Source organism: Bacteroides sp. D1 (assembly GCF_000157095.2).
Classification (GTDB): domain Bacteria; phylum Bacteroidota; class Bacteroidia; order Bacteroidales; family Bacteroidaceae; genus Bacteroides; species Bacteroides xylanisolvens.
In genome coordinates this window covers 118,585-140,627 of the sequence record NZ_JH114330.1, presented here as the reverse complement: position 1 = coordinate 140,627, position 22,043 = coordinate 118,585, and the positions used below count along the sequence as shown (strand labels likewise).

General features: G+C 41.7%; 16 protein-coding genes, 1 tRNA gene and 3 pseudogenes. 5 read left to right on the top strand and 15 right to left on the bottom strand.

The window, feature by feature from the left end:
• Positions 1-338 precede the first annotated feature (338 nt).
• Both BSAG_RS21970 and asnA read right to left on the bottom strand, forming a co-directional pair.
• Positions 339-1,001, bottom strand: coding sequence for a uracil-DNA glycosylase (locus BSAG_RS21970; protein ID WP_004313495.1), 663 nt, complete (start codon positions 999-1,001; stop codon positions 339-341).
• Positions 1,002-1,007: 6 nt separating this feature from the next.
• Positions 1,008-2,045 carry an aspartate--ammonia ligase gene (asnA, locus tag BSAG_RS21975; RefSeq protein WP_004299370.1) on the bottom strand — a complete coding sequence of 346 codons (1,038 nt, stop codon included), beginning with the start codon at positions 2,043-2,045 and terminating at the stop codon, positions 1,008-1,010.
• Between the two features lie 276 nt (positions 2,046-2,321).
• Here asnA and BSAG_RS21980 point away from each other — a divergent pair.
• A tRNA-Arg gene (locus BSAG_RS21980) sits at positions 2,322-2,393 on the top strand.
• A 654-nt stretch (positions 2,394-3,047) separates the two neighbouring features.
• Here BSAG_RS21980 and BSAG_RS21985 read toward each other — a convergent pair.
• The 3 genes and pseudogenes from BSAG_RS21985 to BSAG_RS21995 form a co-directional block, all read right to left on the bottom strand.
• Positions 3,048-5,903 (bottom strand): annotated as a pseudogene (locus tag BSAG_RS21985) (bifunctional fucokinase/fucose-1-phosphate guanylyltransferase); the annotation flags it as partial.
• 119 nt (positions 5,904-6,022) lie between these two features.
• Positions 6,023-6,706 carry an HAD family hydrolase gene (locus BSAG_RS21990; protein WP_004313493.1) on the bottom strand — a complete coding sequence of 228 codons (684 nt, stop codon included), beginning with the start codon at positions 6,704-6,706 and terminating at the stop codon, positions 6,023-6,025.
• Between the two features lie 37 nt (positions 6,707-6,743).
• On the bottom strand, positions 6,744-7,553 hold the full coding sequence (locus BSAG_RS21995; protein WP_008024965.1) for a hypothetical protein: 810 nt from the start codon (positions 7,551-7,553) through the stop codon (positions 6,744-6,746).
• A 247-nt stretch (positions 7,554-7,800) separates the two neighbouring features.
• On the opposite strand from BSAG_RS21995, the gene BSAG_RS22000 reads away from it, so the two are divergent.
• A complete protein-coding gene (locus BSAG_RS22000) occupies positions 7,801-8,307 on the top strand; it encodes a DUF5035 domain-containing protein (RefSeq protein WP_004313491.1) in 507 nt (168 codons plus the stop codon).
• A 179-nt stretch (positions 8,308-8,486) separates the two neighbouring features.
• Here the strand turns inward: BSAG_RS22000 and BSAG_RS22005 are convergent, their stop codons facing one another.
• The 3 genes from BSAG_RS22005 to lysS form a co-directional block, all read right to left on the bottom strand.
• A complete protein-coding gene (locus BSAG_RS22005) occupies positions 8,487-9,824 on the bottom strand; it encodes a glucose-6-phosphate isomerase (RefSeq protein ID WP_004299377.1) in 1,338 nt (445 codons plus the stop codon).
• Positions 9,825-9,938: 114 nt separating this feature from the next.
• Entirely contained in the window at positions 9,939-10,934 is a 996-nt protein-coding gene (locus tag BSAG_RS22010) for an NAD(P)H-dependent glycerol-3-phosphate dehydrogenase (protein ID WP_004299378.1), read from the bottom strand.
• Between the two features lie 26 nt (positions 10,935-10,960).
• Positions 10,961-12,688 carry a lysine--tRNA ligase gene (gene lysS / locus BSAG_RS22015; RefSeq protein WP_004299379.1) on the bottom strand — a complete coding sequence of 576 codons (1,728 nt, stop codon included), beginning with the start codon at positions 12,686-12,688 and terminating at the stop codon, positions 10,961-10,963.
• A 75-nt stretch (positions 12,689-12,763) separates the two neighbouring features.
• On the opposite strand from lysS, the gene BSAG_RS22020 reads away from it, so the two are divergent.
• Both BSAG_RS22020 and BSAG_RS22025 read left to right on the top strand, forming a co-directional pair.
• Positions 12,764-14,155 (top strand): MATE family efflux transporter, encoded by a 1,392-nt coding sequence (locus BSAG_RS22020; protein ID WP_008997277.1) that lies wholly within the window; start codon positions 12,764-12,766, stop codon positions 14,153-14,155.
• A gap of 10 nt (positions 14,156-14,165) precedes the next feature.
• Positions 14,166-14,915, top strand: coding sequence for a hypothetical protein (locus BSAG_RS22025; protein ID WP_008770726.1), 750 nt, complete (start codon positions 14,166-14,168; stop codon positions 14,913-14,915).
• Positions 14,916-15,091: 176 nt separating this feature from the next.
• Here BSAG_RS22025 and BSAG_RS22030 read toward each other — a convergent pair whose 3' ends face one another.
• From BSAG_RS22030 to BSAG_RS22040, 3 genes are all read right to left on the bottom strand, one after another.
• Positions 15,092-15,526 carry a DUF6078 family protein gene (locus BSAG_RS22030; protein WP_008024954.1) on the bottom strand — a complete coding sequence of 145 codons (435 nt, stop codon included), beginning with the start codon at positions 15,524-15,526 and terminating at the stop codon, positions 15,092-15,094.
• Positions 15,527-15,705: 179 nt separating this feature from the next.
• Positions 15,706-16,110, bottom strand: a complete 405-nt coding sequence (locus BSAG_RS22035; RefSeq protein WP_004313488.1) for a DUF86 domain-containing protein — start codon at positions 16,108-16,110, stop codon at positions 15,706-15,708.
• A complete protein-coding gene (locus BSAG_RS22040) occupies positions 16,094-16,387 on the bottom strand; it encodes a nucleotidyltransferase family protein (protein WP_004313487.1) in 294 nt (97 codons plus the stop codon). The genes BSAG_RS22035 and BSAG_RS22040 overlap by 17 nt, the downstream gene beginning before the upstream one ends.
• Positions 16,388-16,660: 273 nt before the next feature.
• Between BSAG_RS22040 and BSAG_RS22045 the strand changes: the two are divergent.
• Positions 16,661-17,074, top strand: a pseudogene (locus BSAG_RS22045) (hypothetical protein); the annotation flags it as partial.
• Positions 17,075-17,110: 36 nt separating this feature from the next.
• On the opposite strand, the gene BSAG_RS22050 reads toward BSAG_RS22045, so the two are convergent.
• The 4 genes and pseudogenes from BSAG_RS22050 to BSAG_RS25990 form a co-directional block, all read right to left on the bottom strand.
• Complete coding sequence (locus tag BSAG_RS22050) at positions 17,111-18,220, bottom strand: glycoside hydrolase family 105 protein (protein WP_004313485.1); 1,110 nt, start codon at positions 18,218-18,220, stop codon at positions 17,111-17,113.
• 22 nt (positions 18,221-18,242) lie between these two features.
• Positions 18,243-19,466, bottom strand: coding sequence for a DUF2264 domain-containing protein (locus BSAG_RS22055; RefSeq protein WP_004313484.1), 1,224 nt, complete (start codon positions 19,464-19,466; stop codon positions 18,243-18,245).
• 9 nt (positions 19,467-19,475) lie between these two features.
• Positions 19,476-20,654, bottom strand: a complete 1,179-nt coding sequence (locus tag BSAG_RS25995; protein ID WP_032811222.1) for a DUF2264 domain-containing protein — start codon at positions 20,652-20,654, stop codon at positions 19,476-19,478.
• Positions 20,655-20,732: 78 nt separating this feature from the next.
• Positions 20,733-22,037 (bottom strand): annotated as a pseudogene (locus tag BSAG_RS25990) (sulfatase); the annotation flags it as partial.
• Between the last annotated feature and the right edge of the window lie 6 nt (positions 22,038-22,043).

Here is a 22,043-nt window from a genome sequence, read left to right as displayed (position 1 = left end):
CAGCATAATCTAACTAAAATAACAGGAAAAACAGGAGAGGTTTTAACTTCCCCTAAAAAAGACATGTACATAATGCATGGGTGGGAAGGAAAAAATAAGAATATGTAAACAATATTCTACAAAAAAGATAGAAGACTGGGAGAGTTGAACGAAAAAATCAAGAGAAAAGCTCACGTAAAGCAAAGCTTTTCTCTTGATTTTTTAGAAAGAGGAACATTTACTGAATATCCCTAGAAAAAGAAAAATGGCTGCGCTATCATTCGACGAATAGTGCAGCCATTTTTTTACTCTTTACTCTTTATTCTTAACTCTCAACTCTCCACTCTCAACTTCTCCAACTACCATGCGATTTCTGTTTTTCCATGGGTTTTCAGGTAATCGTTTGTACGGCTGAAATGTTTGTTTCCGAAGAAGCCGTTGTAAGCTGAAAGAGGAGAGGGGTGGGCAGAGGTGAGCACCAGATGCTTGTTGCGGTCGATAAACGCTCCTTTCTTTTGAGCGTATGATCCCCATAAGATAAATACCAGGTTTTCTTTTTCTTCTGCCAGGGCACGGATTGCAGCATCGGTAAATGTTTCCCAGCCACGATTCTGATGTGAACCTGCTTGGTGGGCACGTACCGTCAGGGTTGCGTTGAGTAATAAAACTCCTTGTTCTGCCCAGCGAGTCAGGTTTCCCGTGGTTGGGGCGTCTGAACTGATGTCGGCTTTGATTTCTTTGAATATGTTCACTAATGAAGGGGGAAAAGGCACTCCATCGTTTACAGAGAAACAGAGACCATGTGCTTGTCCCGGTCCATGGTAAGGATCTTGTCCTATAATTACAACTTTCACTTTGTCGAAAGGACAAAGGTTGAAAGCATTGAAGATCAGTTTTCCCGGAGGGAAGATCTGATACTGGCTATATTCGCTTTTGACGAAATCGGTCAGTGTGCGAAAGTAGTCTTTGTCGAATTCGGGTTTTAAATGTGCTTTCCAGCTTTCTTCAATTTGTACGTTCATAGTTTGTTATATAAGGTGTATATCAAGTTCTTCACATTCTTTGCGCATATCTTCGGGCCAGATGCTGGCTTGTATCTCTCCGATGTGAGCTTTGCGAAGGTAGAACATACACAAGCGGGATTGTCCGATACCTCCTCCGATGGATAGTGGAAGGGTATCATTCATCAATCGCTTGTGGAAATAAAGTTCCAGTCTTTTTTCTTCTTTTTCTTCTTTCAATTGACGTTGCAAGGCTTCTTTGTCAACACGGATTCCCATAGATGACAATTCGATGGAGCGTTGCAGTACATTGTCCCACAGAAGGAGGTCGCCGTTTAGTCCGGGCAAGTCGTTCAATCCTTTGGTTGTGTAGTCGTCATAGTCCGGTGCGCGTCCGTCGTGTTTCTTGCCGTCGCTAAGTTTGCAGCCTATGCCTATGATAAACACAGCTCCGTATTTCTGACAGATGGCATGTTCGCGACATTTGGGTTCCAGATCCGGATAAAGTTGGCGCAATTCTTCTGAATGGATGAAATGTAGCTTTTGTGGCAGGCACGGCTTGATTTGCGGATACATTTCGTATACCATATATTCTGTACGGATCATAGCCGCATAAATACGGTTGACGATCTCTTTCAGGAAGTTTACGTTCCGGTCTTCATTGGTGATGACACGTTCCCAGTCCCACTGGTCTACGTAGAGAGAATGCAGGTTGCCCAGTTCTTCGTCTGAACGGATTGCGTTCATATCCGTATAAATACCATATCCGGGTTCGATATGATAGTCAGCTAAGGTCAACCTTTTCCATTTAGCCAATGAATGAACCACTTCGGCTTGTGCATCGCCCAGATCTTTAATAGGGAAAGAAACGGGTCGTTCTATTCCGTTCAAATCGTCATTGATACCCATTCCTTTCAATACGAAAAGGGGGGCAGTCACACGTCTAAGGCGTAGCTCGGATGACAAGTTTAATTGGAAGAACTCTTTTATTTGCTTGATTCCCAGCTCGGTCTGTTTGAGGTCGAGTAGCGGATTATAGTTCTTAGGTTTTATCAAGTAACTCATAGGTTTGTTAAATGTTAATTGTCGGCAAAGATAGGAATAAAATTGATATATGTAATGGATATTCTCTAAAAGATTGTCAATTTGATAAAGTAAATGCTCTAAAGCATTTCAAAATAACAGTGTCTTAACATGGGGAAGTACCTTAAGAACTATAAAAAAAGAAGAATCATTAGGAAGATGAGAAGATTTTTTATACTTTTGTCCTCGCATTTAGAAAGAATGGCTTCTTTATTTAAGCGGATGAAGCGTTTTTTCTAACCTGATAAATTTGTATAAGCACCTGTAGTTCAATGGATAGAATGGAGGTTTCCGGTACCTCAGATAAGGGTTCGATTCCCTTCGGGTGTACTTTAAAGCTGTACTTGCAGAGAGTACGGCTTTTTATTATTGTATTTTCAGCCCATGTATGGTATATGATGTTACAGCGCAGAGCTTTTTATCTTCGAATATTTTTATAGCGTCCTTTTTAGTCATGACCTTTTGTGTTTTGATTCTTTTCCTTGTTCAACCAGAATTGTCGATTATGCAAATATACAACTTTCACATGATAAAAAAACAGTAATAGATAAAATCTTGTGTTCCATATTATTATCCGTAGTTGCATAATTTAGTCTAAAGAGAATGAAAAGTTGTTTTAGATGATTGAAATCTCATAGAAAATGCTAACTTTGTAACGATGAAGAAGTAAAAAAATGATGTTGATATAGTGTATTTATAGCTTTCCGGAAGTAGATATCTGACGATAAATTATATTAATCCCATAAATATAAATTAGAATGGAAGAAGCTAGAAAAAAGAAATGGGCTAGTGTAGCGCTGATTATCGGAGCTATTGGTTTTATCATTATTATGATTTACTTTACAGTTATTTCAAGTCTCAACATGTAAAACAGATCATTATGGCATTGAAAAATTGAAGCTTGGACATTTCGTTTGAATCTGTCCAAGCTTGTTTTTTGTGGTTCTGAATGAGATTGACCGGTAATCTGGCAATGCCTCTTCTTTAGCTTCTTGAAACCTGAAGTCCCTTGTCAGAAAGCGTCATTTCTACAAAACGAGCGCGTGGGTTGGGAGCTTGTTCTGTCAATATCCGTCGGATCTGTCCGGCTGCTTGAGGGTCTTTGGCTACCATATATAAATAACCGCCACCACCTGCTCCGGGGAGTTTGTATCCCAGGGTGTAATCTTTGATTTTCTCGATAATGGCTGCTACTGCCGGCGGATTGGTTCCGCAATCTAATGCCTGGTTTTGTATCCAGGTTTTGCTGACCAATCGACCGAAACTATCGAAGTTGCTGCGCAGGATAGCTTCACTCATATCCATTGCATGGGCTTTCATCTCGGCTAGCATACTTAGATGTGGACCGGAATTGAGGAACATGGAACTGACAATTTCCGCCAGAATACTTTTGGCAGTGCGGGTTATTCCTGTATAATATAACAGATGACAGTCGCGGTAGTCGGGATGAATAAAGAGTTGGTCGGGCAACCAGCGCACTAATGGATGCTGTTCGAAACCTGCTTCGGATTGCAGTAGTTTAATGCCGGAAAAAACACCGCCATATTGATCCTGCCAACCTCCTCCTGTGGTCAGTAGTTGTTCCAATACTAATGTGTAACTACATATATCATTCTTGTCCCAAGCCAGTCCGCAGAAATCATTGATTGCTCCGAGCACGGTGGATGCCAGGATAGAACTGGTGCCCAAACCCGAGCCAGCAGGAATAGCAGCCAACAGGGTAATTTCAATTCCCGAGCCGAAAGCTTCCAGCTGTTTGGCTAAAGAAGGGTAGGATTCTGTTGAGAATGCCGGCGCGAAACCTGCCAACGTAAGGGCGGCTTTGGGGATGGAAAATGGAGAACCCACTTTTTTGTAATCTTGCAGTTCCTCGTAATTTCGTATCACTTCCATTGCGCCCATATCAATGGAGCGAAGGGTAATATGATATTCTTTGCAAGGTTTAACGTATACTTGCAGCGGCGGTTGGCCGTTCAGTTCGATGGCAAGATTGACAACGCTTCCTCCTGAATAAAGAGAGTAGGGAGGAGTGTCCGTCCATCCTCCTGCCACATCAATGCGTACAGGGCTGCGGCTCCATACAATCTGATCGGAATAAACGTTGAGTGTGGGATGACTTTTACGTTCGTTCATCACTCCCAATAAACCGTCACGAAGCAGTTGAAAGGCTACCTGTTCTTCTTTTGCGCAATCTTTGTCTTCACGTAGTTTCATGATGCGTGCACGAAGCATTCGGTTGTGTATCCGTAGCATGGGTGCGGCATCTTCTTGCAGGACATCGGGAGTATCCAGGTTGAAACGTACAAATTCGTTTGCGGCATCCAGTAAGTTAAGTTGATAGAATACGCTTTTTTCATAATTAGCCGCCAGTCCTTTCCAGTTCTCTTTACGGAAAGCGTTGCGCTGTTCATAAAGACGCTTGAGGTTGGCGCCTGCCGAGATTTCGTCGGCAGAAACTTTCTCTGCTTTCAGCCAACGTTTTTTCCCTTCTTCCAGTTGGGGTTCCGATGTCATCCAGCGCACTAATATGCCTAAATCTTCAACAGAAGTTACTTTGGGGAAGATAGATGCTGATTGTAAATCATCGGTGCGTCCTTTTATATCCTCCCAGGTAATTCCTCTTTCTTCCATCCAGCGGGTGAAAGGGATATTAAGATAGGTAGTCGTTGATTTGTCCAACGCTCCTTTGAACACATCATCCAAGCCATACGGACGTGCAACAAAGTCATTGTCGCCGATAGGGATAATGTCGATGCAGACTCCATCCGGCAGGTTGATGTTCCATTGGTTTTCGGGAACTCCTGTTATTATTTGGCGGGAACCCAGTTTCCAGCCTTTTCCCACATGACTATTCTCAATCCATAAGTTGGCATTGTCTGCAGAAAGGGAAACTTGTGTGATAGAGTTCTGGATAAAGATGGCCGGATTCGGTTTTACTTTCCGGTGCATGATCCTTCTTTGATCGCGTACCTTGTCTTGTATGGCTAAAGTAGAAGAAATCAGTTCATGGCTTGTGCCATAATGATAGAATTCTCCACCGGGCAAAGGCAATATGGCTACGGATAACTGATTGATTTCTTCATCTTCCGTTTTGGGATGCTCTCCCAAAGCCAAGCCGTAGTCCGAGTATAAGTCATAATAATTAATATCATTGGTTCCTTCTTTTAATGACCGTTTCATCAATACTTCGATGGCGCGGTCACTCAAAATCCAGATACCGATGTCCATCAGGAAAAGATGAGTTTTCGATAATCCTTCTAATTCTTCAAGAGAAGGTTTCTGTAACATGAAGTCGAGAACCTCCGGCTTTTTCCGGTCGGAAACAAATACACCATGATGGGTTGCCAAGGAAGGATTTACCCATAAGCCGTAGCATACTACGTCTGCATTCGGAATATCCTGAAGTGGCTTTTCCGAACGGATATATACATCTCCGCTTGCGATCAGCGTATTCAGACCGGCCGGAGCCTGATTCATAATCCTTTCATAGAGCGGGAGCTGCAATGATAATAGATTCTGTCCGAGTTTTTGTCCTCTTTCCCAACTGAAGATCGGGATCGGAGTCAATATTTTGCCGGAAGGTCCGTAGCTGGGCAGGCGACGGCTTTGTCCGCCTGCATGTAGCAATATTCTTTTTTCATCTCCTATCCAGTTGCCGAAAGATTTTTGTGGCGCGAATGCCTGATGGCAGGCCTGCAATAACCATGTCGTTCCGCCGCCGGAGCCTAGTTTGCTCCCAATGGGGTCTGATGTACAAAACCAATCGGTATGGTTGACTTCTTCCAGTTCGTGGAAGCAATGGATCAAATTGGGTGGTAAGGATAATAACTTTTGCATAGTAGAATCTGCGTTGGCTTAGATGGAATCTAAGTGAATTAAACTCCTGTAAAAATACGATTTATATTCCTTCTTTTCAATGTTTTTCTCCTGTTTTGAAGAATAAATTATCTTTTCAGCTTTTAGGTGTTCTTTTCAAACAGCGTATCCCAATGGTCGCTTAGTGCTTGCATGGATGGCAGTAGCAGATCGGCTCCGGCATCCAGCAATACTTGTCCGTCCAAAGGACCTGTATTTACGGCTATTGTAAAGATACCCGCATTGTATCCGGCTTCCACTCCTAACGGGGCATTTTCTATTACGATGGCTTCATCAGCTTTAAGTCCGCCTTTTTTCAATGCCATCAGATACGGTTCGGGATTGGGCTTACCATATTTTACATCGAACGCTGTAACCATCAATTCTTTACGAAACATTCCCGGATAGTTGTGCTCTAACCGTTCGAGCAGGGATAGTTGGCCGGAACCAGTGACCACCATCGGAATCAGTCCGTCCTTTTTTACTTTTTGTAGCAACTCCCATGCACCGGGCATACGTTTTGCTTCGGGATACGAATTGAACAAAACACTTTTCTCCTGATAGATACTTTCTATTTCTTCCTGGGTAGCTTCTCTGCCCAGTTCACGTTGGAAAACAATATTGATAGTGGAGGCTCCTGTCCGTCCTTCGTGCATATATGCTTCTTCGCGGCTAAGAGTGAGTCCATGAGATTTCATTACTGTATGCCAGGCTTCCGAATGATAGGGCATAGAGTCAAAAAGTACGCCGTCCATGTCAAACAGGACGGCTTTCAGTTTCTTTTTCATACTTTGGTACGTTGCAGAATCTTTTTAAGATGATATTTTATTTTTCTATAAGCATTTTCTTCAGATCAGACAGAGGAATAATCACATCGTATTGCTGACCGGATTCCTTGCCGATATATCTGTAAGCTATGCTTTTATTGTTATCTACACAGGTTTTGATGAATATCTGGGTGGCGGGATCGGTCTGACTTGCCAGTGTTGATACAATACCCTCTTTCACTTCTGCTGCGTTTTCTTCAATCTGGCTGATGGGACACAATTCTTCGTCCACACTGCATATATAAACAACCGATTCGCCTATGACCTCGATTTTTTCGACAATGACTTCTTCGCTGGCTTGCATCGGGAATTGCAGGTTCGCCATTTTCAGTTGTGCTTCAAGCTTTGTTTGTCCGCTTTGTGCCGGGTCGGCATTTGTATTAATCACTTCTTTCAGTTCTTCGGCGGTAAGTTCGCAAACCGCTTGTTCGCCCGACTTATTCCCTACAAATATCATGTGTAATCCGGAATTGCATTTTGCCATCAACTTGAGCATCTCTTTTACATCTGCTGCCGGATTTTGAAACATCATTGTGATAGATGATTTCATGCTTTCCGGATTGTCTTTCAATATCTTTATATTGGTAATCTCTTCGTTCATGTTCAGCGTGTACACTACGTTATTCCCGTCGTAGATGATGCTGGTGATCGTACCGACTGCTCCCATGTCTATCGGACACTGTTTGTTGGCTACTCCGATCACTGTCTTGAGTTTGGCTTCCTGGCAACCGGTCATTACGAGCATTAGCAATGATATGCTACATAATAATATGAATCCACTGGATTTCTTTAATAAATTTCCTGTCATTTTATTTGTTCTTTTTAGTTTGATTCGCTTAATCTACAGTTGTATACGAGGCAAAGATAACGATAAAAAACGAGAGATAAGTTAGAACGGGAAGATAGTTTAGTGATTACTTGCCATGTGGTATGTACTGCCAACTCTTGTCGCATAGACTGTTCGGCACTACTGAATTGCGGCGTATTACTTGTATAATTATTTGTTGTTTAGAAGAATATGTGTATTTTTGTAACGTTATAAACTCGACGATAGCATGAAAAAGAGAGTATTATTGTTGCTACCATTGTTTTTAGGCGCCTGCTCTGATAGCGGGGAAAGTCCTGTTATCAAGATAGAAAAGCTTTATGCAAAGGTTGAATCGGAGGATGAAAGTTCCGGTTCCGGTGAAAAAGACTATGCGAATCAGAGGGACGAATTGCCGGCCTTGAAGGTGGGGGACGAAGTGAAAGCTCTTCTGCTTTTGGATGGAAATGGAGCTGAACTGAAAACCTTTAGACTTCAGAATGATGATGAAGTGGATACTAAACTCATCTTTGAGAAAACAGAAGTATCTACAGAGGGAAATCTGACAGATGTGGAAAAGGGACAGCTTCGTTTTAAGGATGGTGTGTCAAAAGCTAAAATTATGGTGATTGCAACCATCAAACAAGTAGATAAGAACGGCGATGTAAAATTAGAGTTCTATCTTTCTTCCAAAGCCGAATGTGAAGGAGCACAGGAAGAAATCGGTTTGAAGACGAAAGCGGAGGATGATAAGTGAAAATTGACGAGTGGTAGCAACTAGCAAAGTAAGTCGGTAAATTGTAACTAAATAGGGACATTTAGGAATGTCTCCATTTTGGATTTCAATGAATAATGAACGGTGAACAAATCTATGCATATAGCATAGCTGTTCACCGTTCATTGTTTATAGTTTACCGTTTATAAAAACGTTCTTGATTACAGTTTTGCACGGATTGCTTTAGATTCTTCTTCATACCCCGGTTTGTCAAGCAACGCAAACATATTCTTTTTGTATGCTTCCACACCCGGTTGGTTGAATGGATTCACGCCTAGCAAGTAACCGCTGATACCGCAAGCCTTTTCGAAGAAATAGAGCAGACCACCGATGTTGTATTCGCTCAATTCCGGAAGTACGATACGCATATTAGGTACACCACCGTCTACGTGAGCCAACTGTGTTCCCAATTCGGCCATCTTGTTCACTTCGTCCACACGTTTGCCGGCTAAGAAGTTCAAACCGTCCAGATTTGCTTCATCAGAAGGAACTTCCAGTTTGTGGTTAACCTTTTCTACTGAAATCACCGTTTCGAAGATAGAACGTTCGCCTTCCTGAATCCATTGACCCATAGAGTGGAGGTCTGTTGAGAAATCTACCGATGCAGGGAAGATACCTTTATTGTCTTTTCCTTCAGATTCTCCGTAAAGCTGTTTCCACCATTCACTTACATAGTGCAGTTTCGGGCAGAAGTTAACGAGGATTTCGATCTTCTTACCGTTTCTGTACAACTCATTGCGGGTAGCAGCGTAGATAGCAGCAGGGTTTTCAGCAAATGCAACGTCCGAACCACATACTTTTTCCATGTCGGCAGCACCGGCAACCAGTTTGTCGATATCGAACCCGGCCACTGCAATAGGCAGCAAACCAACCGGAGTCAGGACAGAGAAACGTCCGCCTACGTTATCGGGGATGATGAATGTTTTGTATCCTTCTTTGTCGGCTGTTACACGGGCAGCACCTTTCTTGGCATCCGTCACGGCAACGATTACTTTCTTTGCAGTTTCTTTGCCGCGCTGATCTTCACATTGCTTTTTCAGCAAACGGAAAGCAAGCGCTGTTTCAGTAGTAGTTCCTGATTTGGAGATATTGATGACACCGAATTTCTTGTCTTTCAGATATTCAGTCAGTTCATACAGATAATCTTCGCTGATATTGTGTCCTGCATAGATCATGACAGGAGCTGTTTTCTTTTCCTGCAACCAAGTGAAGCTGTTAGACAAGGCTTCGATGACGGCACGGGCACCCAGATAGCTACCACCGATACCGGCTACGATTACTACTTCACAATTGTCTCTTAATACTTTTGCAGTAGCGTTCAGGTCGGCCAGGTGTTCTTTAGTGATAGAAGAAGGCAAATGCAACCATCCTAAAAAGTCGTTACCTTTGCCTGTACCTTTTTCAAGCATTTCCTGTGCGGCTTTTACTTCAGCTTCGTAAGCAAAAACCTTTTCTTTGGAGATGAATCCAAATGTTTTTTCAATGTTTAAACTAATCATATTTTTTAAGTATTAAGTTTTAAGTATTAAGTATTAGTCATCAAGTATGGATTGTCAAGTATGAGTACCTGCGGGTAATACTTAAATGCCTAATACTTAATACTTAATATTTTTTTATCTAAAAGAGTCAGTCAACAGTTTAATCTCGATCATTGGTGAGATACGTTCGTACAGAATGTTGTATACTGCGTCCAGTATCGGCATATTGACATGATGATGCTTATTGATTTCTTTGATACATTTCGTACCATAGTAACCTTCCGCAATCATTTCCATTTCAATTTGCGCACTCTTAACGGAATACCCTTTACCTATCATCGTTCCGAAAGTTCGGTTGCGGCTGAAGTTGGAGTAACCGGTCACCAATAAATCCCCCAGATAAACAGATTCATCCACGTTTCTGTTCAACGGATGCACCGTATTCAAGAAACGGTTCATCTCCTGAATGGCGTTGGAGATCAAAACAGCCTGGAAGTTGTCGCCATATTTCAGACCGCTACAGATACCGGCAGCGATGGCATATACGTTTTTGAGTACCGAACTGTATTCGATACCCGCTACGTCATCACTGACAGATGTTTTGATGAAGCTGCTTCCCAGACGACGTGCGAAGATACGTGCTTTGTCTTTGTCAGGGCAGGCGATAGTCAGGTAGGAGAGGCGTTCCAAGGCTACTTCTTCTGCGTGGCAGGGGCCTGCAAGGACTGCTATGTTTTCTGGTGGTACACCATATTCTTTTGTGAAGTATTCCGATACAATAACGTTGTCATCGGGTACGATTCCTTTGATAGCGGTGATGATAAACTTATCTTTTATCTTGGTTTTCAGTTTTTTCAGATGCGCCTTCAGATAAGGAGAGGGAGTGACGAAAATCAGTGTATCCGATTCTTTCACCACATCGTTGATGTTGGAACTGAACGTGATGCGTCTTGTATCGAATTTCACTCCTGTCAGATAAGCCGGATTGTGCCCTAATCGTTTAAAATCGGCAATGCGGTCGTCTCGCCGCATATACCAATTGATAGAGTCTTCCTGGGCCAGACACATCTTTGCGATGGCTGTAGCCCAACTTCCTCCGCCCATTATCGCTATCTTGCCGGGTAATTTCATTTGTATGGATTTGGATGAAGAACTTATTAAATTTTCTGTATCCACTCAGTTACGTCGTTTACCGACGGATTGGTCAGTTCTAATTTATATTTCTTGTTAATGCCACAGATGTCCTGGTGCAACTTCTGCGGATTGACATCTTTCATGTCAGCTACAGTGTTGTAACCGGCTTTTTGGATCACCGGAACCCAGTCTTCTGCGATTCCCAATTCCATATATTTAGCGGCAGCGTCTTTTTTCACTACTTTTTCCGGACGCATTTGCGGGAAGAATAATACTTCCTGAATAGTGGTCTGTCCGGTCATTAACATTACCAGGCGGTCGATACCGATACCGATACCCGATGTAGGAGGCATACCATATTGTAAAGCGCGCAAGAAGTCCTGATCGATAATCATCGCTTCATCGTCTCCCTTGTCGGCCAAACGCATCTGCTCTTTGAAACGTTCTTCCTGATCCAGCGGGTCATTCAATTCCGAGTAAGCATTAGCCAGCTCTTTACCGTTCACCATTAACTCGAAACGTTCGGTTAGTCCCGGTTTAGAACGATGCATCTTGGTCAGCGGAGACATTTCAACCGGATAATCGGTGATGAAAGTCGGCTGGATATACGTACCTTCGCAGAATTCTCCGAAGATTTCATCAATCAGCTTGCCTTTACCCATTGTCTCGTCGATTTCCTCCATTTTCAGTTCCTTGCAAACTTGGCGGATTTCTTCTTCGCTCTTGCCGTTCAGGTCGTATCCTGTCTTTTCTTTGATAGCGTCCAGGATAGGCAGGCGGCGGTAAGGAGCTTTGAAACTGATCGTTTTTCCGTCGACAACGCTTTCCGTACAGCCGTTTACAGCGATACAGATACGTTCCAGCAGTTTTTCGGTGAAATTCATCATCCAGTTGTAATCCTTATACTGAACATAAAGTTCCATACAGGTAAATTCCGGATTGTGAGTTTTATCCATACCCTCGTTACGGAAGTTCTTACCTATTTCGTATACACCTTCAAAACCACCTACGATCAGTCGCTTCAGATAAAGCTCTGTTGCGATACGTAGGTAAAGGTCTATATCCAGTGAGTTATGGTGAGTGATGAACGGGCGTGCACTGGCTCCACCGGCAATAGATTGCAGGATAGGAGTTTCCACTTCCGTGTAACCAGCCTCATCCAAAACGTTGCGCAATGTTTTCACTACAGTGGCGCGTTTCAGGAATGTTTCTTTGATGCCGTCATTTACTACCAGGTCCACATAGCGTTGGCGATAACGGAGTTCGGGGTCTTCAAAAGAGTCGTAAGCTACTCCGTCTTTGTATTTAACGATTGGCAACGGTTTAATAGACTTTGCCAGTACAGTCAGTTTCTTTGCATGGATACTGATTTCACCCATTTGTGTGCGGAACACGAAACCTTCGATACCGATAAAGTCACCTAAGTCGAGCAGGCGTTTGAATACAGCGTTGTACAGTTCCTTGTCTTCTCCCGGACAGATATCATCGCGGGTGATGTACACCTGGATGCGACCTTTAGAGTCCTGCAATTCGATGAAAGATGCTTTACCCATCACGCGGCGGCTCATGATACGGCCGGCTACGGAAACCTGCCGTGGCTCTTCGTCGTCTTTAAATTCAGCTTTAATATCTGTAGAGAAAGCATTGGTTACATACTCTGCTGCAGGGTATGGATCAATACCCATTGCACGAAGCTCATTCAGACTGTTACGTCGAATAATTTCCTGTTCACTTAGTTCTAATATATTCATTTCGTTACGTATTAACTCAATTTTGTGGGCAAAAATACGAAACTTTTCTCATATATCCTGTAATCCGTCTCTTTTTTGTATCTTTGCACCCTCAAACTAATAGGTATGACAGGACAAAAGACACCCACTGCGTTGGGTACGGAAAAGATTGGAAAGCTTTTAATGCAGTATGCCATTCCGGCAATTATCGCCATGACGGCGTCTTCTCTTTATAATATGGTAGATAGTATTTTCATTGGTCATGGAGTAGGGGCGATGGCTATCTCCGGGTTGGCATTAACCTTTCCGCTAATGAATCTTGCCGCGGCTTTCGGCTCTTTGGTGGGGGTAGGTGCGGCTACATTGGTTTCGGTGAAATTGGGACAGAAAGATTACGATACCGCACAGCGGGTACTTGGCAATGTACTGGTATTGAATATTATCATCGGGCTTGCTTTTACAGTCGTCACATTGTTGTTTCTCGACCCTATTCTTTATTTCTTCGGTGGTAGTGATGCTACGGTAGGTTATGCCCGCGATTATATGGTTGTTATCTTGTTGGGTAATGTCGTCACCCACCTTTATTTAGGTCTGAATGCTGTACTGCGTTCGGCGGGACATCCGCAGAAGGCGATGTATGCCACGATTGCTACGGTAGTGATTAACACAATACTCGACCCTGTTTTTATTTATGGCTTTGGTTGGGGAATACAAGGAGCGGCAATCGCTACCATTACTGCACAGGTTATCGCATTGGCATGGCAGTTCAAACTATTTTCTAATAGAGAGGAACTGTTACATTTTCATAAAGGTATTTTCCGGTTAAAAAAGAAGATTGTGTTTGATTCTTTAGCAATTGGTATGGCCCCTTTTCTGATGAATCTGGCAGCTTGTTTTATCGTGATTTTGATTAATAAAGGATTGAAACAGTATGGAGGTGATTTGGCTATTGGAGCTTTTGGAATTGTCAACCGCCTGGTATTCCTTTTTGTCATGATTGTGATGGGATTGAATCAGGGGATGCAGCCCATTGCCGGGTATAATTATGGTGCCAAGCAATATCCCCGTGTGACGAAAGTCTTGAAAATTACGATTTATGTAGCCACCCTTATCACTACTGTCGGTTTCTTGATGGGGATGCTGATACCTGATTTGGCAGTTTCTATTTTCACCACGGATGAAGAACTGGTTCGTATTTCTGCTAAAGGACTGCGTATTGTGGTCATGTTCTTTCCCATTGTCGGTTTTCAGATGGTGACTTCCAACTTTTTTCAGAGTATAGGTATGGCAAGCAAGGCTATATTTTTGTCTGTCTCCCGTCAGGTTCTAATTCTGATACCTTGTCTGCTGATCCTTCCACACTTCTACGGACAACTAGGAGTTTGGATCAGTATGCCGATTTCCGACCTGATAGCAAGTATGATTGCCGGAACGATGCTTTGGTATCAGTTTCGCCAGTTCTCATTATCGAGTAATTTAAAACATTAAAAAAGAAAATATGATAACTTCACAAATGTCCTACGAGGAATTGGCGAATGAAGTAGCAAAGGACTATATGGACGTGAGCATAATCATGCAGAAAAAAATGCCGGATGCTCTAAAATATTTCCGCAGGCAAAGCAAATTTCCGATGTTTCTTTTCTCTACAGTCACTTCACCCAGGAAGAACAAATGGATTTTGATATTCTTCGCCAAGAGTAAGCGACGTTTGAAACAGTATGTTGATAGTTTTCTTGTTTGTGTTAGAGAAACAGATCATGGTAAGTATGTTTATCGATACGATTTACCGGCTAAAGAAGGTTCTCTCCCCGGTGTGACTTTTTATCCACCTCATTTTTTTAGCAGATATGCTCTACGGATGGGATTGGAACTCACCGGAGAGGATCTGATAAAAAGATATTTTAAAACGAACACTGCTATGCACTATAATGCCGATCATTTATTCTTGAGTGAAGAAGAAATGAAAGATTTGCTGAATCCTGTGTGGTACACTAGTCCGGATGGTATTTCGCTCGGGTCGGCTACGATGGTGTCCGGCATGGAACTTTTTATCTGCAAGACTTTCGTTCCCTGGAATATGTGTAAAAAGGATCAACTGATAACGTGTGGAAAAGAGGAAATGTTTCGATTGCAAGAGGATCTTGCACTGGATACTCATGAGGAGGACGTTGTGAGTCAATCAGAGAATCATAAGATTGTTGAAGAGTTTGCACGAATGATAATGGAACTTATAGAGAAGGCTGGTTAAACTAGTCAACCATTATCAGGGAAGTACAAATTCTCAACTACACTCACGCCTATGAGAAAAAATACTCATACCTATGAGAATATATTCCCATTGGTATGAGTATTTTTCTCATAGGCGTGAGTATTACCCCTTGTCAGAATGTCTGGAAACGGCAATTTTATAGCCTGATAAAGGTTTTACCAATCGAATAAATCGATATATTTGTCGAATTCAGGTTTGTTTTCGATACCATGTTTTAGAAAGACGGCGGTAATCTGCTTTTGTTCGTCAGGATGTAGCATCCGTTCTTTGTTGCGGATGCGGTAAAACATACTGCGCCCCATCAAAGAATATAATTCTTTGCGGATGGTGATAGCCGTAGAATATGGTATGTTGTCCAATATATGGTCAATTCCGCATGCAAAGCGTGAAGTGCAGTATGGATTGAAAAATCTGCAGTTATTCTCGTTTCCTATTATGTGGTTGGGATTGACTGTTCGGAAATCAGGAACATTTTGCGGTATATAGAGTGTCGCTTGATGGCGTAGGCATTCATTGCGGCGCGGACATTTGTTGTGGGTGCAGTATAGATAATTCTTAGGAATGTCATTAAAGTCAATTTTTTGGTTCATGATTCTCAATGCTTTTATAGTTTGTTGTTGTTTTCATATTCTGTTTACTGGTGGCAAACTTACGAAAAATCTCCGGAATAGACGAATGAAAATGGAAGAAATGGTATGCTGCACCAAGCTATTAATGAATACTAAGAGACGTAGACAAACAGAACAGAGTTGCTAGATAAATTACTGTTTTAAAATAAAGAGTTATGCTTGCCGTTTTCTATGTCTGCAATAATGCTATTTATAGTGGCTAATAGAGGTGGAATTCCTATTTTTATGGTATTGAATATTGCTTCGGGGTCGATAGCAGCATATTCATGGGATAATATATTGCGTAAGCCTATAATTCGTTTCCAAGGAATTTCTTTATAATTTTCGACTAGCAATGCTTCTTCTGTAAGATTGTCTATTTGCCTCACTGTTTCTCCTATTGTTTGAAGGCACATGCAAGTAGAATTAAATAGGACCATGGCAGAGTCAGAGATTAAAAAGTCATGGTATGAATTTAGATGTTTCGTTGTTCTTTCTATAAAAGAGCTTTGTTCTTCAACGAAATGCAGCATGCCTACTATTTTTTCTTTAGATATAGATCGCATCTTCTTCTAAACTTTTCTTGAAAAAATTGCGCATGATAGCCCCTAGTGAGATGATGTCCACTTTTGTACGGAATATTTTTTCTAAATCTTCCTTTATGTCCTGTATCGTAAAATAGTTAGGCTCTTGTAATTTTATACAAATATCAATATCACTTGTTTCATCATGCTCTCCTCTGGCGGCAGAGCCAAACAACCCTAAAGTGATTATTCCGTATTTCTCAGCATAGTGTGCTTTGAAATCGCGTAATATATCAAGTATCTCAGCAGTTGTTTTCATTTTCTATTTATATTCTGTTTATAGGAACAAAGGTAGCAATAATTTTGATATAAAGAAAAGTTAGAGACTATAACTTGACCTGATTTGTAGTATGTTAGAAAATAGTGACAAGCGATAAAGAATCCTGTGTCCTTGATTTTTCCTAAACATTTATGACTCTCTCTTGTTATTTTCCGAAAAGTATTTGTACCTTATGTCATTGGAACGTAGCACGCCTTTGTGGTGTGCGATTGTGCGTTTCCTCGGCTAACAGAAAAATGTAGCGATTTTTTTATACGTGCCGGGAAGACATTACAAATGTATAATTCTATACTTAAAGGGCTGAAATTGAAGAAAGATATATTGGCTACTTATCGAAAGCGTGCTATCGATGCTCGTTTTTTATCCTTGGCAGACAATAATAAGAATATAAATGTTGGGCAGGAAGAGTGGATACTTCAATTGCCTGTTTGTAAAGTAGCTGATACTCGGCTGGCTAATGTCTTGTATAATCAAGATGTTCGAACGGTAAAGGACTTATTGGAAATCGTATCGGGAAGAGGTTGGAAAAGTCTGTTGAGAATAGAAGGAGTAGGAAAAACTTCCTACTATCATTTATTATCCAAACTTCAGATGATAGGTGTTGTGGATGAAAGTCTGGACAGGATTCTTGCCAGACATTCTGTTGGTCAGTTTGATAATAAATGACGGTAGGACATAATGATAAAGGGAGATGATATCACATCAATGGTAAGTACATGACAATTTATATAATTCGCTTCCTGCCAATAAGAAAGCACCTACGCCATATACATCTGTTGCATCGAATCCGGCAGCTTTGGGTGCAGCACCAACAGGTTGTATATATCCCAACTTTCCATCAGAATGAACAGCTTTTACCAACGATTGCCAACCTTTTTCAATAACCGGCTTGTAAGTTCGTTGAGGCAGGTAACCATTGCGAATTCCCCAGGCAATACCAAAACACATAAAGGCGGAACAACTATTCTCTGGCATTTTGTATGAATCAGGATCTAGTAAGCTGGTACGCCAATCCCCGTCTTTGCATTGAGTCTTGCGAACTGCTTCTGCCATTTCTGTAAATAACCGGATATAGTAGTTACGTGAAGGGCAGTTGAGAGGTAGATTATCGATAATGAGAGGAAGGCCGGCAAATACCCAACCATTGCCTCTTCCCCAGAATTGTTTACTACCATTTTTTTCACGGAGAGGAATTCGTTTATTGTCTCTATAAAAGAGATGATCTTCTTTGTCGTATAGTGAATCTACACATTCTTTATATTCACTGTCCATATAATTTAGATAGATTTTATCTCCGGTTATTGTATATAGAGCCGCATAAACCGGAGGTGCCATAAACAAGGCATCCGACCATGACCAGCGTTCCGTTGTTCCTACAGCATCCGTTTTTTGTAATGTAGCTTTTGAAGGATGCGAAGCTACGTAATAAGCCCGTTCCATTACAGGTTGTAGCATACGTTTGTCATCAAATCTGCGGTACATCTCGATGAATGCTTGCCCCACACAAATATCATCGGCATGATATACACGGTCCCACATATTCCACTTATGCTTTTCGCCGATAGTACGGACAAAGTCATAGCAAGATTGATTTCCCGAGACTTTTCCCCATTCTGTCATTCCACGATACAGAGCGCCGTTTGTCCAGTCCAGTGGATTATGTTTTACTTCGTTGTGATGGGTAATTTGCCACTCGGATACGGCATTACAAACTTTGGTAATATCTTCTTTCTCCATCTTTGATGAAAAAAGTTGTTGAGCATTCAGGCTACAACTTATTGATACTAAAAATAAGGAGAGAATCTTTTTCATATATAATCTGTTTTAGAGGGTTTTATAGTTTTATAGCCTTGTCCAGTTTTACATTGGGATTACCTGACCATATTTTTTTTTCTGTCCATTCTTCATAAGGGGCACTCCAGAATTCATCGGTGACCGGAAGCCCTAATGCTGTGAATACAGTAGAGCATAAATACAGGCTGCCGGTAGAAATGTATCTTTCAGCTATTTGTGGTTGATGTCCTGCAAACCCTAAAGTCAGCCATCCATGTTCGTCGAAATTCCCTTTTATAGCCATGTGCCTTTTTATAACAGCAGTTAGGCCGCATCGGACTTGTGACTTGGTAATGGTAGTTGGTAGCAAATCTTTTAGAGCTGCTGTTGAAAGTACATGGAACGTTCCAAAACGGTATGCTATAGAACGGCCGATTACAGGGTATGCTCCATCCGGAGAAATCATTCTTTCTTGTTGTTCGGCATATCTGGAGAAACGTAGCTGTTCTTTTTTATAAAAGTCGGTTTCGCCTTTGTTATGTTTCTGCATGATTTCCAGAATATCCAGGAGCATTGGATGAATGACAAAACTGTTATAATAATCCATATGTAAGTTTATTCCGTCACCATACCAACTATCGCCTTTATACCACTCTTTGAACCGCATAATGGCATACTCTATGGGATGCATATTACATTTACCAGTCAATTCCAGCAGGGTAGCTTCAACCATAGCAGAAAAGAGTAACCAGTTACTTTCTACCGGCTTAATCTTACTTACTTGTTGTAAAGCGTTCAGGATATTCTTTTGGGTTTCAGCTGATAGTTTACTCCATATTTGTTTCGGGGAACGCAGCAGTCCTTGGCAAAAGAACGCAGTATCTACCAGAGGTTGCCGGGTGACTGTAAAATTCAGATAATCCGGAGATTGGGGATTGAATCCGTGATTGATGGACTCAATCATCAGGCGGATGTATTTCTCACGTATTTGTCCTTCTTGTGTATTGTCCGGGCCGAGTTCCAGCCAAGGAGCTATTCCTACAAACAAGCGTCCTAAAGCTTCCAGATGAGTGGTACGTGCATTGGATGGATTAGGCACACCGGAGATCGTTTCTACAGGCATGTTCTTCTTTAGTTCTCCCTTACTCATGCTATTCAATAATGGGTCGGCAATTTGAGATAATATGTTGACCCAATATATCCTGTCTTCCTGCCCTGAAGTTGTTTGTGAATAACCTGTGAGATTAAACATCAGAAAGGCAACAATTAAAATACTATATCTCATGATTTTATTTTATGGTTTAATAAACTTGTCTATTGGGAAATCTATACCGCCAAATGCTTTTATACTTGTCCATGGTTCAACTGGATTACACCAAAAAGGGTCATTGGCAGGGAGTCCTAAGGGCAGGAAGCCTAATGAGCACAGATAAACGCAAGGAGTAGACAGATAAATATCTCCTAGTTCCGGTTGTTCACCACAAACTCCGATCGTCAGCCAACCTTCTTTATCGAAAGTCCCCGGCTGTTCAAAAAGACGCTTAAGCATGGCTGTCATGGCTCCACGTACTTGTCCGGGCTTCAATGATTCCGGAAGTTTTCCGAATAAGGCGCATGCTCCCAAAACTTGGAATGCTGCTGAACGGTAACTGACAGAACGGCCTAGTACCGGATAGCTGCCATCGGGAGCTATCATGCGCTCTTGAATTTCGGCATAACGAATAAATCGTATCCATTCTTCATTCAGAAATGACTGGAAGGACGGCCTCTGTTTTACTGTCACTTTCAGGATTTGCAGTAACATAGGATGGATAACATAGCTATTATAATAATCTAAATGAAAATCTGGCCCATCTCCATAAACGCCATCTCCTTTATACCATTCTCTATGAGAAGTCAAGGCTTTTTCTATTGTCGGAAAATTCCATTCTCCGGAAAATTCTTTTAATCCGCACTCCACCATGGCAGAAAATAACAACCAATTGTTATTTCCCGGTTTCATCGTACGGGTCGATTTCCACTGTTCAATGAGTCTTTTGCGGGTGGTGTCATCCAGATTTCCCCATAACTGTGTAGGTGCTTGCAATAACCCTTGTATTAAGAATGCACTGTTTACTAATATCTGACGGGTAGCTGTGCTGTTGAAATAATCATTAGATTCCGGGTTTACAGAGTTTGCCAGCGCCTTGCACGTCATTTTAATATATTTTTCACGTAGCTTGCCTTCCGGAGTATTGTCCGGTCCGAGTTCCAACCACGGTGCTATTCCTGCGATGGTTCTGCCTACAGCCTCCATGTGAGTGATAAACTCCCGACTGCTGGCTAAAGCTGATGACGAACGCCCGACAGGAATATTTTTTTTCAGTTGGTCTTTGCTAAGATTGCTTATCACCGGATCAGCTATTTTTACGAGTGTCTGAATCCAATATTGTCTGTCATTATTAAGAGTATCACGTATTTGTGAATATGGCATAGTAGAAGTTGATTGATACTTCTTCATCACTTCCTGCAGCTCTTTTACTTTGTTCGGATATTGTAGATGAAGGTTATTCGATTCTCCGATATCTTGTTTTAGATTAAACAATTCGGGGACATCTCCTTTTTTGAACTTACTATTACCTGTTTTAGGCAAATAGACCCAATCACCTTTGCGTATACCATGAACTTCACCACCTTTTACATAAACATATTCGTCACGTAACCGTAGAGAAGGATTTTTGAGAAAGGATGAAATATTTATACCGTCAATCTTTTGTTTGAAAGATTGGCAACCTGCATAGTGCATGATTGTAGGGAAAAGGTCGATGCTGGCAACTATTGCGTCACTAGTTACACCAGCAGGTATACTCCCTTTCCAACGGATGATACAAGGAACTCTGACGCCTCCTTCATAATAAGAGAACTTACCGCCTCGTAATGGCTCAGCGGAACCTCCGTCTTCTTTGAAAGACAACCACGGTCCGTTATCCGATGCGAAAATAACTAAAGTGTTTTCTGCTAATTTCTTTTTGTCAAGGTAATCGATTAAACGGCCTACATTCCAATCAATTTCTTCTACAACATCACCGTAGAGTCCTCGTTTGCTTTTACCTTTAAATTGCTCGGAGGCAAATAACGGTACATGAGGCATTGATGGGGTGATATAGACGAAGAAAGGTTGCTCCGGATTATTTTCTATAAAATCTATGGCATGATCAAAATAACGTCGGGTGGTAGTAGACTGGTCGCAGGGATACTCAATAATTTTATCTCCTTCAAATAGTGGAGAAGCGTTGTTCAACCTTTTTTTTATATCTGCTCTACTGGAAGTTCTCACAAATTCTTGGTCTTCTTTCGCTTTTGACAAATTATATCCTTCTCTGAAGGTTACATTGGAAGCAAATTGCTGGGAAGGGCCGATATACATATCATTACTGTATGGTATCCCATAGTAGTAGTCAAATCCTTGATCTGTGGGTAAATGTCCCTTTAAATCACCTAAATGCCATTTGCCAAAGCAACCGGTTGTGTAACCTTGCTCTTTCAATGCTTCGGCTAAAGTGATTTCTTCCGAAGGCATGCCTTCAGATTCGGGAAAAAATACCCCCTTTACTCCATTCCGTGTGTTTAATCTGCCGGTCAGAAGTCCTGCACGTGAAGCGCTTGATACGGAAGATGATACGTAAAAGTCTGTCAACTTTATGCCTTCCTTTGCCATGCGGTCAATAAAGGGTGTCTGTATCAATGGCGAACCATAACAACCAAGATCCTGGTAACCCTGATCGTCTGTGAAGATAATCACAACATTAGGTTTCTGCCGGGCTTGCAATAGCCCGGCAGAAAAGAGTAGGGGATAAATAAGCAGTTTTTTGTCCATATCTTT